The 14,659-nt window shown below is 65.9% G+C and carries 18 protein-coding genes; 16 read left to right on the plus strand and 2 right to left on the minus strand.

Going from position 1 to position 14,659, the window contains the following annotated elements:
* Nucleotides 1-48 precede the first annotated feature (48 nt).
* Nucleotides 49-990: a siderophore-interacting protein gene (locus D4765_RS06555; RefSeq protein WP_237280293.1), complete on the plus strand. Its 942-nt coding sequence runs from the start codon at nt 49-51 to the stop codon at nt 988-990.
* A gap of 19 nt (nt 991-1,009) precedes the next feature.
* Complete coding sequence (locus D4765_RS06560) at nt 1,010-1,831, plus strand: LLM class F420-dependent oxidoreductase (protein ID WP_136641492.1); 822 nt, start codon at nt 1,010-1,012, stop codon at nt 1,829-1,831.
* A gap of 59 nt (nt 1,832-1,890) precedes the next feature.
* Here the strand turns inward: D4765_RS06560 and D4765_RS06565 are convergent, their stop codons facing one another.
* Nucleotides 1,891-3,027 carry a glutamate--cysteine ligase gene (locus D4765_RS06565; protein ID WP_136641493.1) on the minus strand — a complete coding sequence of 379 codons (1,137 nt, stop codon included), beginning with the start codon at nt 3,025-3,027 and terminating at the stop codon, nt 1,891-1,893.
* A gap of 204 nt (nt 3,028-3,231) precedes the next feature.
* Here D4765_RS06565 and rpsP point away from each other — a divergent pair, with 204 nt between their 5' ends.
* From rpsP to trmD, 5 genes are all read left to right on the plus strand, one after another.
* Complete coding sequence (gene rpsP / locus D4765_RS06570; protein WP_136641494.1) at nt 3,232-3,660, plus strand: 30S ribosomal protein S16; 429 nt, start codon at nt 3,232-3,234, stop codon at nt 3,658-3,660.
* A gap of 3 nt (nt 3,661-3,663) precedes the next feature.
* Complete coding sequence (locus D4765_RS06575) at nt 3,664-3,900, plus strand: RNA-binding protein (protein WP_136641495.1); 237 nt, start codon at nt 3,664-3,666, stop codon at nt 3,898-3,900.
* A complete protein-coding gene (gene rimM / locus D4765_RS06580) occupies nt 3,857-4,615 on the plus strand; it encodes a ribosome maturation factor RimM (RefSeq protein WP_136641496.1) in 759 nt (252 codons plus the stop codon). The genes D4765_RS06575 and rimM overlap by 44 nt, the downstream gene beginning before the upstream one ends.
* Before the next feature lie 144 nt (nt 4,616-4,759).
* Nucleotides 4,760-5,497, plus strand: coding sequence for a type IV toxin-antitoxin system AbiEi family antitoxin domain-containing protein (locus D4765_RS06585; protein ID WP_136641497.1), 738 nt, complete (start codon nt 4,760-4,762; stop codon nt 5,495-5,497).
* A gap of 60 nt (nt 5,498-5,557) precedes the next feature.
* Nucleotides 5,558-6,307, plus strand: a complete 750-nt coding sequence (trmD, locus tag D4765_RS06590; protein WP_136641498.1) for a tRNA (guanosine(37)-N1)-methyltransferase TrmD — start codon at nt 5,558-5,560, stop codon at nt 6,305-6,307.
* Nucleotides 6,308-6,404: 97 nt separating this feature from the next.
* Here trmD and map read toward each other — a convergent pair whose 3' ends face one another.
* Entirely contained in the window at nt 6,405-7,172 is a 768-nt protein-coding gene (gene map / locus D4765_RS06595; protein WP_136641499.1) for a type I methionyl aminopeptidase, read from the minus strand.
* Nucleotides 7,173-7,248: 76 nt separating this feature from the next.
* On the opposite strand from map, the gene D4765_RS06600 reads away from it, so the two are divergent.
* The 9 genes from D4765_RS06600 to D4765_RS06640 all read left to right on the plus strand — a co-directional run bounded on the left by D4765_RS06600 (nt 7,249) and on the right by D4765_RS06640 (nt 14,658).
* Entirely contained in the window at nt 7,249-7,740 is a 492-nt protein-coding gene (locus tag D4765_RS06600; protein WP_136641500.1) for an MFS transporter, read from the plus strand.
* A gap of 213 nt (nt 7,741-7,953) precedes the next feature.
* Nucleotides 7,954-8,298, plus strand: a complete 345-nt coding sequence (gene rplS, locus D4765_RS06605) for a 50S ribosomal protein L19 (RefSeq protein ID WP_136641501.1) — start codon at nt 7,954-7,956, stop codon at nt 8,296-8,298.
* A gap of 152 nt (nt 8,299-8,450) precedes the next feature.
* Complete coding sequence (gene lepB / locus D4765_RS06610) at nt 8,451-9,218, plus strand: signal peptidase I (protein WP_136641502.1); 768 nt, start codon at nt 8,451-8,453, stop codon at nt 9,216-9,218.
* Nucleotides 9,219-9,256: 38 nt separating this feature from the next.
* Nucleotides 9,257-9,904 (plus strand): ribonuclease HII, encoded by a 648-nt coding sequence (locus D4765_RS06615; protein WP_136641585.1) that lies wholly within the window; start codon nt 9,257-9,259, stop codon nt 9,902-9,904.
* Nucleotides 9,891-10,214 (plus strand): DUF2469 domain-containing protein, encoded by a 324-nt coding sequence (locus D4765_RS06620; RefSeq protein WP_136641503.1) that lies wholly within the window; start codon nt 9,891-9,893, stop codon nt 10,212-10,214. The genes D4765_RS06615 and D4765_RS06620 overlap by 14 nt, the downstream gene beginning before the upstream one ends.
* 189 nt (nt 10,215-10,403) lie before the next feature.
* Nucleotides 10,404-10,760 (plus strand): YraN family protein, encoded by a 357-nt coding sequence (locus tag D4765_RS06625; protein WP_136641504.1) that lies wholly within the window; start codon nt 10,404-10,406, stop codon nt 10,758-10,760.
* The gene (locus D4765_RS06630; protein ID WP_136641505.1) at nt 10,757-12,292 is read left to right on the plus strand and encodes a YifB family Mg chelatase-like AAA ATPase; all 1,536 of its coding nucleotides are present in this window, start codon (nt 10,757-10,759) and stop codon (nt 12,290-12,292) included. The genes D4765_RS06625 and D4765_RS06630 overlap by 4 nt, the downstream gene beginning before the upstream one ends.
* Nucleotides 12,289-13,683 carry a DNA-processing protein DprA gene (gene dprA / locus D4765_RS06635; RefSeq protein ID WP_136641506.1) on the plus strand — a complete coding sequence of 465 codons (1,395 nt, stop codon included), beginning with the start codon at nt 12,289-12,291 and terminating at the stop codon, nt 13,681-13,683. Before D4765_RS06630 ends, dprA begins: the two co-directional genes overlap by 4 nt.
* A 63-nt stretch (nt 13,684-13,746) precedes the next feature.
* Nucleotides 13,747-14,658: a phosphodiesterase gene (locus tag D4765_RS06640; RefSeq protein WP_136641507.1), complete on the plus strand. Its 912-nt coding sequence runs from the start codon at nt 13,747-13,749 to the stop codon at nt 14,656-14,658.
* Nucleotide 14,659: the final 1 nt, after the last annotated feature.

Below are 14,659 nucleotides of genomic sequence, written 5' to 3' on the forward strand. Positions count from 1 at the left end.
TCACGCTCACAACTGAGTTAGGTTAGCTTTACCTTACTTGGAGGTTTCGTGGAGCACACCAGAACCCGATCGCGGCAGAGCTCGTTCCTGATGTTCGAGGTCGAGTTGCTGCGCATCCGGCCGCTGAGCCCCACGCTTTCGCGCTTCACCTTCACCGGCCCTGACCTCGACCAGTTCGCCGACAATGGCTACGACCAGCGCATCAAACTGGTCTTCCCGCTGCCCGGCATCGGGCTCGAGAGTGTTCCGACCGGTGACGATTGGTATTCCGAGTGGCGTTCGCTGCCGGTGGGGCGGCAGAATCCGATTCGTACGTACACCGTTCGTCAGGTGAGGGCCGACGAGCGGGAGATCGACGTCGATATCGTGCTGCACGGCGATGCCGGGCCGGCTTCGGCGTGGGCATCCCGAGCCCAGCCGGGAGACCCGCTGGTCATCCTGGGGCCGAACCGTGGGTTCGATGGCGTGTGTGGCGGGGTCGACTTCGTGCCCCCGGCTCACACCGAGACGATTCTGCTCGTGGGCGACGAGACCGCGCTGCCGGCCATCGCATCGATTCTCGAGCGACTGGCACCGGATGCCCGGGGCCTCGCCCTCGTTGAGGTTCCGCACCTCGGCGACGCCGCCGCGCTGGTCGCCCACGTGGGCGTCGAGGTGCGAGTGGTGGCGCGGGGGGCGGGGGATCCCGGTTCGGCGTTGCTGCCGGCGGTACGGGCGGCGACGGGGATGCTGCTCGGGCCGGGCGGGCGCGGTGGGGTTGGTGATCTCGAAAAGCTCGACGATGTCGATGTCGATTCCGTGCTGCTGTGGGAGGTTCCGGTGAGCGATGCTGGCGTGCCTCTCTGCGAGAGCACGGAGCTGTACGCATGGGTCGCGGGCGAGGCCGGAGTGGTCAAGGAGGTGCGCCGACACTTGGTGCGGGAGTGCGGGCTCGACCGGGCATCCGTTGCGTTCATGGGGTACTGGCGGCTGGGTCGCGCCGACATCTGACGCGAAGTAGGCTTTTGGTATGACTTCAGAGACGAATCGGCCGGTACGCATCGGCGTTCAAATTGCACCGCAGCACTCGACCTACAGCGAGATCCGCGACACCCTCACGCAGCTCGAAGAGCTCGGCGTCGACATCGCTTTCAACTGGGATCACTTCTACCCGCTCTCGGGCGACCCTGAAGGTCTGCACTTCGAGGGTTGGAGCATGTTGGCGGCCTGGGCCGAGCAGACCTCGACCATCGAGTTCGGCCCGCTCGTGACCTGCAACACGTACCGCAACCCTGACCTGCTCGCCGACATGGCCCGCACCGTCGACCACATCAGCGCGAAGAACCCGGGCGCCGAGGGGCGTCTCATCTTCGGCATCGGCTCGGGCTGGTTCGAGCGCGACTACGACGAGTATGGCTACGAGTTCGGCACCGTCGGGCAGCGACTGGATGCCCTGGCCGAAGCCATGCCGCGCATCGAGTCGCGCTGGTCCAAGCTGACCCCGCCGCCCACGCGAAAGATCCCCGTGCTCATCGGCGGCGGCGGCGAGAAGAAGACTCTTCGCATCGTGGCCAAGCATGCCGACATCTGGCACAGCTTCGCCGACACCGAAACCCTCGAGCGCAAGCTCGTCATCCTGCGAGCGCACTGTGACGAGATCGGCCGCGACTTCAACGAGATCGAAATCTCAACCGGAACACGCCCGCACACCGAAGACGGATTCGACGAGACTGACCTCGACGCCCAGCTCGCCCTCGGCGCCACCCTGTTCACGCTCGGCATCACCGGCCCCGGCCTCGACGTGTCGCCCGTGAAAGACCTGCTCGCCTGGCGCGACGCGAAGAACGCGTAACGCCGACGCGGTCTGCACGCCGCGCGCATCTTCATGCGACGTGCAGACCGGCACTGGCTTCAGCCCCCGAGCCCGTGCCGCAGTTCGTGCGTGAGCGACGAAACCACGGCATGCAGGCTGCCGCCGTTCTCGGCCGCCACCCGCAGTTGGCGCTGGTAACTGGCACCCTGCTCGAGAATGAGGGTGACCTGGGCGAGTTCTGCCGAGCATCCGAGTTTCAGAGCGGTCGGTGCCAGCGTCACCAGCAGGTCACGAATCTCATCGGTGACGAGGCGCTCGTCTCCCGCCGGGTTGAGAATGATCTCGGCATCGAGCCCGTAGCGGGCGGCGCGCCACTTGTTCTCGCGCGTGAACCACGGTTGCAGCGTCACCAGCTCCTCGCCCGCGTCGAGCCGATCAGACATGTGATCGACCAGGCACTGGATGAGCGCCGCCACAGCCCCGATCTCCTCGGGGCTCGACAGGCCGTCGCACGCGCGCATCTCGACTGTGCCCCACTGAGGTGAGGGCCTGATGTCCCAGCGCACCTCGGTGTGGTCGTCGATGATTCCGGTGACGGTCATGTCGGCCACATACTGCTCGTAGTCGGCCCATGTTGTGAACTGGTACGGCAGCCCGGCGGTCGGCAGCTGCTGGAACATCAACGCCCGGTTCGACGCGTACCCGGTGTTCACGCCGCCCCAGAACGGGCTCGACGCGCTCAGCGCCTGCAGGTGCGGGTAGTACGTCAGCAGCCCGTTCAGCAGCGGCAGAACCTTGTCGCGAGACTCGACACCGACGTGAACGTGAATGCCCCAGATCAGCATGTTGCGCCCCCACCACTGGGTGCGGTCGACGAGCTTGTGGTACCGCTCTTTGTCGGTGACCTTCTGATCGAACCACTGGGCGAACGGGTGGGTGCCGGCGCACATCAGCTCGACGCCCAGCGGGTCGGTGATGGCGCGCACCTCGGCGAGCTGGCCCTGCAGGTCGGCGACGGCATCCGAAACCGTCGTGTGCACCCGGGTCACGAGCTCGACGGTGTTCAACAACAGTTCGCCCGTGATCTGCGGATGCTCCGACCCGTCAGCTCCCCGCAATGCCTCCAGCACCTCGGCGGCCACCGACACGAGGTCGCCAGATGTCTGGTCGACGAGCGCGATCTCCCACTCGATTCCGAGGGTTGAGCGGGCCGATTCGGCGAAACTGATCTGCATGGAGCCGCCCCTGTGTGGTTCGAAGTGCCGAATGTCTGTGTTAATTACTCTACGGGGCAAATATCTGACAGAATGGTCAGTCGAGTCTGCCCTTGCCCGACCCTCTACTCAGGCACTGCGCAGAACCTTAGAACTTTTTCTTGGCCGAGTGTGCCCCCACGCTCACGGCCGGCAGTTCGCCCCATAAAAATACTCAGGAGAATTGTGGCTGTAAAGATCCGTTTGAAGCGCATGGGCAAGATCCGCGCTCCTTACTACCGTATTGTCGTCGCCGACGCACGCACCAAGCGCGACGGCCGTGTCATCGAAGAAATCGGCAAGTACCACCCGACCGAAGAGCCTTCGTTCATCGAGGTCAAGAGCGACCGTGCGCAGTACTGGCTCGGCGTTGGCGCCCAGCCCACCGAGCAGGTTGAGGTTCTCCTCAAGCTGACCGGCGACTGGGGCATCTTCAAGGGTGACAAGAACGCGGTTTCGACCGTTCGCGTCAAGGCTCCGAAAGCGGCTTTCGTCGCCGACGAGAAGAAGAAGCCCGTTCTTCGCCCCAAGGCCGAGGCCCCCGCGGCTCCGGTTGCTGCAGCTCCCGTTGCCGACGAGGCTGCTGACGCAGCTGCTGTCTCAGACGAGGCGTAAGTCTTGCTCGCACCGGCTCTCGAGCACCTGGTGAAGGGGATCGTCGATCACCCCACCGACGTGCACGTTGTCGCCAAGAGCTCACCGCGCGGCGAGGTTCTCGAGGTTCGGGTGAACCCCGACGACCTCGGTCGCGTGATCGGTCGCTCCGGTCGCACGGCGAAAGCCCTGCGCACCCTCGTTGCTGCTCTTGCCGATGGCAAGCGCATCCGTGTCGACGTGGTTGATACCGATTTCTAAGAACGAGACCCAACTGCGAGTAGGTCGCCTCACCAAAGCCCACGGGCTGAAGGGTGCGATCAAGCTCGAGCTGTTCACCGACGACCCGGGGCGACGCTTCGTTCCGGGCGCGGTGTTCACGCTGCAAGTGCCCACCACCTCGCCGTGGCACGGTAAGACCCTCGAACTGGCCGAACTGCGCTGGTACAACGGTCACGCCGTCGGCTTCTTCGTCGGTGTTCCCGACCGTGATGCGGCCGAGTCCCTGGCGAAGGCGATCCTCTGGATCGACCACGACCTCACCGAGACCACCGACGAGGAAGACGCCTGGTTCGACCACCAGCTGGTCGGCCTCGCCGTCATGCGTGACGGTGTGCGCATCGGAACCATGACGCAGATCGACCACCTTCCGGCCCAAGACCTGCTGCACGTCTCCACGATCACGGGCGAGGTTCTCGTTCCGTTCGTGAAGGCCATCGTGCCGTCGGTCGACGTGGCCGGTGGGTTTCTCACCATCACGCCGCCTCCGGGCCTCTTCGAGGAACTGCCGGCGGCTGACGACGCTGAGCCGGGCGATGCTGAGTCTGAGGCCGCTGAGTCGGAGGCCGCTACGTCTGAGGCCGCTACGTCTGAGGCCGCTACGTCTGAGGCCGCTACGGCTGACGACACGGTTCCGGATGCGTCGGCTGGCGTTCCGTCGGCACCCGCCGTCACCGAAGCACCCGCCGCCTCGTAGTTCACCAATCGTCGGCCCTCGTTCACACCTCTGCCGCCCTGGGCGTCGGGTTGAATGAGGGCCGACGATTGCGTTGTCCACCGGTTGTCCACAGATTGTGCTGGCACCGCCCGCGCGGTGTTCCGGGCTACAACACTGGTCTGTATGCACCTCGACCAGCTGTTTGCCGCGCGCGGCGGAATCGTCTCGACGGCAGAGTGCGCCGCCGAGGGCATGACCGCGCACCTCGTTCGGCAGGCTGTTCTCACGGGCCGGGCCGAACGCATTCGGCAGGGCTCGATCAGAGCCCTGACCGCACCCGCTGAAGCCGTGCAGGCCGTTCGGGTGGGCGGGTTTCTCACGTGCATCTCTGCTCTTCGCGCTCAGGGGGTGTGGTGCGTCGACGATGGCCGGCTGCACGTCAGGGTCGACCGGCACGCGAACCACCTCGCATTGCCGACGGATCGGTCGTCACCATTCGGCGACCCGGCCGCTGCAGGGGTGGTCATCCACCGCTCGTATGCGGGTGATCGGATTCGACCAGACCAGCCTGTCGACCTGGTCATTGGCGATCGGCTCGTTCTCGAGCTCGACGGGCGGCAATGGCACTCGACAGAGGCCGCCTTCGCCGAGGATCGGCGCCGCGACCTGCTGCTGCACGAGCGGGGGTGCCTCGTCATTCGGCTGACGTACGCGCAGGTGATGTTCGAGTGGCCGCGCGTCGAGGCGCTGATCAGGGCGCTCGTCGGCCGGCAGGAACACAGCTGGAGCGCTGGGCATCGGCAGGCCGGGCCGCGGCAGACCGGCCTGCGGCAGGCCGGGCTGCGGCAGGTTGATCTCGGGGCGCAGCCCGCGCAATCGGCGGCCCTCGTTCAAACCGACGCCCCATTTCGGCCGGGTTGAACGAGGGCCGACGATTGCGTTGTGACGAGGGCGCCGCCCCGGCAGAGATAGGGTTTTGGCATGCGCATCGACATTGTGACGATCTTCCCGGAGTACTTCGGCGTGCTCGACGTGTCGCTGCTCGGCCGCGCCCGCGAAGACGGCATTCTCGAGGTGGCGGTGCATGACCTGCGTGACTTCACGCACGACCGGCATCGCACGGTCGACGACAAGCCGTACGGCGGCGGCGCCGGCATGGTGATGAAACCCGAGCCGTGGGGCGAGGCGCTCGACGCGATCCTCGACGCTGCCGCCGCGCCAAAGTCCGCCGCGCCAGAATCCACTACCGAGGCAGACGCGCCTGCCGCAGACACCGGCCCGATCGTCATCTTCCCGTCACCAGCTGGGGAGGTGTTCACGCAGGCGATGGCGCGTGAGCTGAGCCACGCTGACCACATCGTGTTCGGCTGCGGCCGCTACGAAGGCATCGATCAGCGGGTGTTCGAGTATGCCGGCAGCCGGGCATCCGTGCGCCTGGTGAGTCTGGGCGACTACGTACTGAACGGCGGGGAGGTCGCCGTGATGGCGATGATCGAGGCCATTGGGCGACTGATTCCGGGCGTCATCGGCAACCCAGAGAGCCTCGTCGAAGAGTCGCACGAAGACGGCCTGCTCGAGTACCCGAGCTACACCAAGCCCGCGCTGTGGCGCGACTACGAGGTTCCGCCGGTGCTCACAAACGGCAACCACGGTGCCATCGCCACCTGGCGCCGCGCCCAGCAACTCGAGCGCACCCGACGCGTTCGCCCCGATCTGCTGCCCCCGGCGTAGCCGGTTCCGGATGCTCGGCGGCGCCGTTTCGCCCCAGCCGCTGCACAGCTGACCTCGCGGCCGACCCGCTCGCGCCGAACTCTGCGCCAGGTTCGCTTCAGGCGCGGGCGCTCAACACGAGCGGCCCGTCGGCCGTGATCGCAATCGTGTGCTCGGCGTGCGCCCCGCGTGACCCGTCGGCGCTTCGCAGAGTCCAGCCGTCGCGGTCGGTGACGATCTTGTCGGTGCTCTCGAGAAACCACGGCTCGATGGCGATGACCAAGCCCGGTTCGAGGTGGATGCCGCGGCCCGGGCGCCCGTTGTTCGGAATGTGGGGGTCGCCGTGCATGGTGCGGCCCACGCCGTGGCCGCCGAAATCCGTGTTGATGGAGTAGCCGTCTGCGAGGGCGACGCCGGCGATGGCCGCCGAGATGTCGCCGAGACGACCGCCGGGCTGGGCGGCAGCGATACCCGCGGTGAGAGCTCTCGTTGTGGTGTCGATGAGTCGGGCATCCTCGGGCCGGGGAGTGCCGACGATGACCGTGATGGCCGAGTCGGCGACCCAGCCGCCGACCGACGCGGCGAAGTCGAGCGAGACCATGTCGCCGTCGCGCAGGCGGTAGTCATGGGGGAGCCCGTGCAGCACGGCGTCATTGACCGAGGTGCAGAGAACCTTGCCGAATGGCATGGCGCCGAACGAGGGGTGGTAGTCGATATAGCACGACTCTGCCCCACGGGCGCGAATCATGTCGTGCGCGATCTTGTCGAGCTTCAACAGGTTGACACCCACCCCAGCTGCCGCAGCGACGGCGGTGAGAACTTCGCCCACGAACGCGCCGGCGGGCCGCATCTGCTCGATCTCGGCGGCGGTTTTGAGCTCTATCATCTGTCTTCCCTTGGATTTGCCTGTGTGAACAGGCGCGATACGACCCAACCCACGTTACCCGCCGTACCCTTGGATCATGTTCGTTCGACGGGCCTTCTACTACTGGCAGGTTGCTGCGGTCGTCGTGCTGCCACTGTGGATTCTCATCGGGTGGTCGGTTTTCGGCGGTTCGGGCTGGCAGTTTCTTCTGGTCATGCTCTCGTGCGGCGCACTCGCGCTGGCCCTCGCCGGTGTCGGCGTTCTCATCTACGCCCGCAAGGGTGTCCGACAGGCGCGCGCCGTCTCATGGGCCGATGTCGCGGTTCTGGCGCTCTGGCACGCCGCCATCGTGGCCGTCGGCTTTCTCACTCCTGCAGGCACCCTTCTTGCCACCGCCGTGGTCATCGTCGGTCTGGCTGCGTTCTGGCTCGTACTCTCCGAGCTGTTCAGAGAGACGCGGCGGCGGGTACAGGGGGCGTTCGACTCGTTCCAGGCGGCTGCCCAGATGGGTGCCGGTGCGCCCAGGCCTCCGGTGGTGGCCAACGGCGAGTACATCGTTATCGACACGGCTCGCAGTCACGAGAAGTAGGTCACGGGCATCCTGAGCCCGTAGGTCACCGGATGCCCGGGGTTGGCCTCTTTGCTTAAAGCCCTCGTGGCATGACACAATTGTCGATTGTGCCACCGCCAGACTCTGCCACAGGGGAGTTCTGCAGTTTCGCGTGCACACCATTTCATCAGAAGCCAGACACTGGCTACCAGCACGTAGTCGACCTGTGGCGGTTACAGAGAGCGATATTCCATGCATATTCTCGACAGCGTAGACGCAGCATCACTGCGTAGCGATGTTCCCGACTTCCGCGCCGGCGACACCGTTCGCGTACACGTCAACATCATCGAAGGTACCCGCTCGCGCGTTCAGGTCTTTCAGGGCATCGTCATCGGCCGTTCGGGCGAAGGCGTGCGCGAGACGTTCTGCGTTCGCAAGGTCAGCTTCCAGGTCGGTGTCGAGCGCACGTTCCCCGTGCACTCGCCGATCATCGACCACATCGAGATCGTGACGCGCGGCGACGTGCGCCGCGCGAAGCTGTACTACCTTCGTGCCCTTCGTGGCAAGAAGGCGAAAATCAAAGAGAAGCGCGCCTAGTCTTCTTCTCTCGTTTCATTTTCTCTGTCAGTTTGCGCCGAACGGCCTAACGTTTGAGTAACTTGACTGTGAAGTTGCCGGTGCAGACCGGCGAAGTGACCGAATACCTGAGCTCCTGCCCCATAAAATGGGTCGGGAGCTCAGGCGGTTAAATGACAGAAACATCGGTACCCACGCGGCCACGTCGCGCGGGTAGACGTTCGGGGCGTCGCTCGAAGAGCACAGCCTTGTTCATTCGCGACATCATCATCATCTTCTTGGTGGCGCTGCTCGCCTCAGTACTCATCAAGACGTTCTTGGTGCGGTCGTTCTACATTCCTTCCGGGTCGATGCAGAACACTTTGCAGATCAATGACCGCATCCTGGTGAATGAGCTCGAGCCGAACCTGATGCCCATCCAACGCGGCGATGTCGTGGTGTTCAAAGACCCGGGCGGCTGGTTGCCTGCCGCGACGCCCACGGCTGTGTCCCCCATCAAGGGTGCCATCAACTGGGCGCTCGACGCGGTGGGTCTCGCGGCCTCTGACAGCAACGACCATCTCATCAAACGGGTCATCGGCCTGCCGGGTGACCACATCGCCTGCTGCAACGCGCTCGGTCAGATGATGGTGAACGACGTGCCGTTGAACGAGCCGTACCTGAAGCTGCCGGCTGGGGTGACGAAGGTCTCCGACATCGCGTTCGATGTCACCGTGCCCGCCGGGTCGCTCTGGGTGATGGGCGACAACCGCTACAACTCGGCTGACTCGCGGTACAACCAGACCAAGCCGGGGGGCGGCTTCGTTCCCGTGGCCGACGTGGTGGGTCGCGCTCTCTGGATCACCTGGCCCATCGGGCGGTGGAGCTACCTCGACGACTACCCGGCTGTGTTCCAGGCCGCCAAAGATGCGGCTCCCGGGCCGCCGGGCGGTTCTGGGTGAGCCCCGTGGCTGAACCGACTCTGAAGCACGAGCGATCGATGGGGCGCGCAGGGGCGACGATGGTCATCGGGGTCGATGAAGTCGGGCGTGGCGCGCTGGCTGGGCCCGTCGCCGTGGGTATGTGTGTCATCGATCCGGTTCGCCCGGGCCGCTTTCCTGTGGGGCTTCGCGATTCGAAGATGCTGTCGGAGGCCAAGCGCGAGCTGCTGGCTCCGCTGGCCGCCGCGTGGGCGGGGGCATCCGCCGTGGGCCTGGCAAGTGCCGATGAGGTCGACCGGCTGGGCATCATCGCGTGCCTCGGGCTGGCCGCGAAACGAGCGCTCGGCATCCTGCACGCCAGTGGTGTGGAGATCATGACGGCGACAGTGCTGCTCGACGGCTCGCACGACTGGCTGTCGCCCGCCCTCGGTACCCCGCTGCAGGTGACCACGAAGGTCAAGGCCGACCGCGACTGCGCGTCGGTCGCCGCGGCGTCGGTAGTGGCAAAGGTGCATCGCGACCGGCTGATGATCGATCTCGACGGCGTACTGCCCGGCTACGGCTGGGCGAGCAACAAGGGCTACGGCAGCGCCGCGCACTTCGAGGCCATCGAGCTTCTGGGTGCAACCGAGCACCACCGGCACACGTGGCTGAAGAGCGCGCCGAGCGTCGCACCGATAGACTTGGCAAACCATGGAAGAAGATGAGTTCGAGGACTACGACCGCGAGGTCGAGCTGGCCCTCTACCGCGAATACCGTGACGTCGTGTCGCAGTTCAAGTACGTCATAGAGACAGAGCGTCGGTTCTATCTCGCGAACGATGTCGATCTGGTTCGCCGCGACACCGAGCACGATTTTTACTTCGAGCTCACGATGAACGATGTGTGGGTGTGGGATGTGTACCGCTCCGACCGATTCGTGAAGTCGGTTCGGGTTCTCACGTTCAAAGACGTGAACATCGAAGAGTTGTCGTCGAAAGACTTCGAGCTGCCGAAAGAGCTCGCGCTCGACGAGTAGGGCTTGGCACGAAAACGCGCCCGCTCGACGAGTAACCTCCGGGCTGACCCTGTGCTGAGTTCGGCCCTCCCGCAGCCTGTTGCATGGCTCGTCGCTCACAACCGACGGGTCTTGTCGGTTCTGCACCGACCCCTCGGGTAGCGGCTCGTTCTGCGTTTCACCCCGCCAGTGTTGCTGGCGGAGGTCGAAATGAAAGCAAAAGATGTGCTCGGGCGGCGGGGCGAACAGCTCGCCGCTGACTACTTGGTTGAGCGTGGGTACACAATCCTGGGCCGCAACTGGCGGTGCGCGCAGGGCGAGATAGACGTGATCGCCGAGCACGGTGGCGTGACGGTGTTCGTCGAGGTGAAGACCCGGTCGGGGCTTCGGTACGGGCATCCGTTCGAGGCCATCACGGTTGCCAAGCTCGCCCGGTTGCGGCGGCTCAGCTCGGCATGGTGTGAGGCGGCCGGGGGCGGCCGACGGCAGATTCGCGTCGATGCCATCGGTGTGGTTGCGCCCGCGGGGTCGGTGCCGGTCGTCGAACACCTCGAGGGAATCTTCTGATGGTGGCGCGCACCCATTCGGTCGCCTTACTCGGCATGACCGGCTCGATGGTCGAGGTCGAGGCTGACATCGGCAATGGCCTACCGACCCTCATGATCATCGGCCTTCCCGATACGGCACTGTCGGATGCCCGAGACCGCGTTCGAGCGGCGGCCACCAATTGCGGCTGCGCTCTGCCGCACAGCAAGATCACCGTCAACCTGTCGCCCGCGGCTCTGCCGAAACACGGTTCGACCTTCGACCTTGCGATTGCGATGGCCATCCTGGCCGCTGAAGGCACCATTTCGGCTGAATCGGTTGCCGGGGTGGTGCATCTGGGCGAACTGAGCCTCGACGGGCGGCTTCGGCCGATGAACGGGGTGCTGCCGGCCATTGCTGCCGCCGCGCGCGCGGGCTATCGGTCGTTCATGGTGCCCGAGGGCAATCGGCACGAGGCTGAGCTGGTGCCGGGTGTGGTCATCGTGCCCGTAGTGTCGTTGCGCGACGCGGCGATCTACCACGCCGGAGCCTTCGAGCCCGTCGTGTACGAGGCCATTCAAGGGCACGATGCGCACGACACCCGGGAGCCGCACCACGAGCTGGCCGACGTGGTCGGCAATCCCGACGCGGTACTCGCCCTGGTCGCGGCGGCGGCGGGCGGGCACCACATGTTTCTGCTCGGCCCGCCGGGGGCAGGCAAGACCATGCTCGCGTCGAGGCTGCCCGGTCTTCTGCCCGATCTCGACACCGAGTCGGCGCTCGAGGTGAGTTCGGTGCGGTCGTTGGCGGGGGCGGGGGTTCCGCGCACGCTCGCGGTGCGGCCGCCATTCGAGTCGCCGCACCACACGGCCACGGCGGCGGCGTTGATCGGCGGTGGGTCGAGGCTCATTCGGCCGGGGGCCGCGGCCCGGGCATCCCACGGAGTGCTGTTTCTCGACGAGGCACCCGAGTTCGCCGTGAGTGTGCTCGACGCGCTTCGGCAGCCCCTCGAGTCGGGGGTGATCAGCATTCATCGAGCGAACGCAGTCGCACGGTTCCCCGGTAGCTTTCAGCTTGTGCTGGCGGCGAACCCGTGCCCCTGCGGCCAATACGGTGCCGCAGAATCGAAGTGCACCTGCTCGCCGAACACTCGACGGCGCTATCTCGCGAGGTTGTCGGGCCCGCTGCTCGACCGCATCGACATTCAGGTTCAGGTTCGGCGCGTCACCGCAGTCGAGCTGCGGCTCGGCGATACCGAGCCCCGACTGACGACCGTCGAGGCGAGGCGAACCGTGGAGTTGGCACGCGAGCGCATGGCGCGGCGTCTCGAGGGCACGGGGTGGAGGCTGAACAGCCAGGTTCCCGGCGAGTGGTTGCGCAGCGGGCCCGAGCGCCTGCCGCACTCGTTCACCGCAGTGCTCGATCGTGCTCTCGAGCGCGGCGGCATCACCATGCGCGGCTACGACCGCATTCTGCGCGTCGCATGGACCCTCGCCGATCTCGACGGCGCCGACCAGCCCAGCCCGGAGCACGTGGGGCGGGCCCTCTACCTCAGAAAGTCGATGTCAGCATGAGCATTTTTTCGTTGGACGAGAAGTTGGTGATCGAGGCGGTGCTCGGCGTGAGCGGCGTCGGGGCGCCGAGGGGAGCGGGTGCCGCGGCCGGGGCTGCAAACGCGGGTTCGGATGTGGGTGCGGGTACGGATGCAGCTGCGAGTGCTGCCGAGGTCGAAGCCGAGGCCGAAGCGCGGCCCGAGATCGACACGCTGGCGATTGCGGAGCGGTTCGCCCGCGCCACGTGGAGCGGGCTCGCCGAACCCGGTGATGTGACGGCGGGAGCCCTTGTCCGGGCCCTCGGGGCAAGCGTCGGCCTCACTTTGCTGGTCGAGCGGGCCTCACCCAGGGCCGTTCTCGAACGGGTGATCGCGGGCGGTGACGAGACAACTGGTGGTGGAGGAATCGGTGGTGGGGCCGACGAGTTGACAGAGAAGTCCCTCACTCAGGCAATAGAACGATGGATGCCCCGCCTGGCGGCGAACTCGGCCCTCACCTCGCTTCGTCTCGCCCACCACTCTGGCGCGCGACTGCTCACCCCCGACGACGACCTGTGGCCGTCGTCGCTGGCCGACCTCGGTGGGCACGAGCCGCTCGCACTCTGGGTGCGCGGCCCTGCCTCAGCCATCGCTGGCATCGAACACTCCGTCGCGCTGGTGGGCGCCCGCGCGGCCACCGGATACGGGGAGCACATGGCCATGGAACTGTCTGCCGGGCTCAGCGATCGCGGCTGGGGCATTGTGTCGGGTGCCGCCTACGGAATCGACGGAATGGCCCATCGCGCGGCGCTCGCCAGTTCGGGGTTGACCGTGGCTTTTCTGGCGGGAGGGGTAGACCGGTTCTACCCGAGTGGGCACGATTCGTTGCTCAAACGCATCAGTGAGGTGGGGCTTGTCGTCTCCGAGTTGTCGTGCGGGTCGCCTCCGACAAAATGGCGGTTTCTGCAGCGCAACCGGCTCATCGCTGCCGTTTCGCAGGCAACAGTGGTGGTCGAGGCGGGCAGGCGCAGCGGTTCGCTGAACACCGCCGCCCATGCCAACGAACTCAACCGTCCACTCGGCGCTGTACCGGGGCCGGTGACGTCGATGTCGTCGGCGGGCTGCCATCGTCTGCTTCGTGACTATGCAGCGGTCTGTGTCACATCTGCTGACGACGTGGTGGGCATGGTGGGCATGTTCCAGGGCGCTGAACCCGATGACACGGCCGACAGCGATCGCCCGAGCGCCGAGCAACTGCGGGTTCTGGATGCCCTCAGTAAGAAGTTGGCGCGCCCTACCGACGATGTGGCTCGCCGCGCCGGTCTCAGTGTCTCGCGGGTGCAGTCGGTTCTCGGAGGGCTGCAACTCGAAGGCAGCGTGCTCGAAGACGTCGGGGGTTGGCGCGCCGCTGGGGGCAGGCGGATGCCGGTCTGAAAGCCACGGTCTGAAAGCCACGGTCTGAGACCTGATGTCGGCGCCTGCTGCGAAGATGAAGGCATGCCAGAGAACGACACTCCCACTCACGTCATTGCGCACCTCAGCGACACCCACTTCGTGGCGGCCAGCGCGAAGCTGTACGGCCGGGTCGACACCGACGCCACGCTCAAGCGAGCACTTTCGCAGCTCGAGGGGTCGGGCATCCGGTTCGACGCTCTGGTTTTCACGGGAGACATCACCGATCTCGGGGAGACTGACGCGTACGTGCGTATTCGAGGGATCGTCGAGCCTGCCGCTGAACGGATGGGAGCAGAGCTGGTCTGGGTGATGGGCAACCATGACAGCCGGGCCCGCATGCGCACCGACCTGCTCGGCGAAGCGGTGAGCAGCGAACCGGCAAGCAGCGCACCGGTCGACCGGGTGTTCTGGTTCGGTGGGTTGCGATTGATCGCGCTCGACACGTCGGTTCCGGGGTTCCACCACGGCGAACTGACCCTGCAGCAGCTCGACTGGCTGGCAGAGACGCTCGCGGTCGCGGCACCAGAGGGAACGCTGATCGCTCTGCATCATCCACCGATCCCCACGTCGCTGCCGCTGATGCCGATTCTCGAGCTTCAAGACCAGCCGCGGTTCGCCGACGTCATCCGTGGCACCGATGTGCGCGGAATTCTCGGCGGTCACCTGCACTACGCGACCACCTCGCTTTTCGCCGGCATACCGGTCTCGGTGGGGGCGGCCACGTGTTACACCATGGACATCACGGCCCACCCCGGCAGCCTCACCGGGGTGGGAGGCGGGCAGTCGATGAACCTGGTGCATGTGTACGAGAACCAGGTTGTGCACTCGGTGGTGCCCATCGGCGACTTCGAGACGGTGAACAACTTTCCCGACGAGCTCGTGGCCGAGATCCAAGCGCTCGGCCCCGCGGAGCAGCGGGAGGCATTCTCTCGCCACACCTCGCCGACAGCCTGAC

This window comes from Subtercola vilae, assembly GCF_004923255.1.
GTDB classification, from domain to species: domain Bacteria; phylum Actinomycetota; class Actinomycetes; order Actinomycetales; family Microbacteriaceae; genus Subtercola; species Subtercola vilae.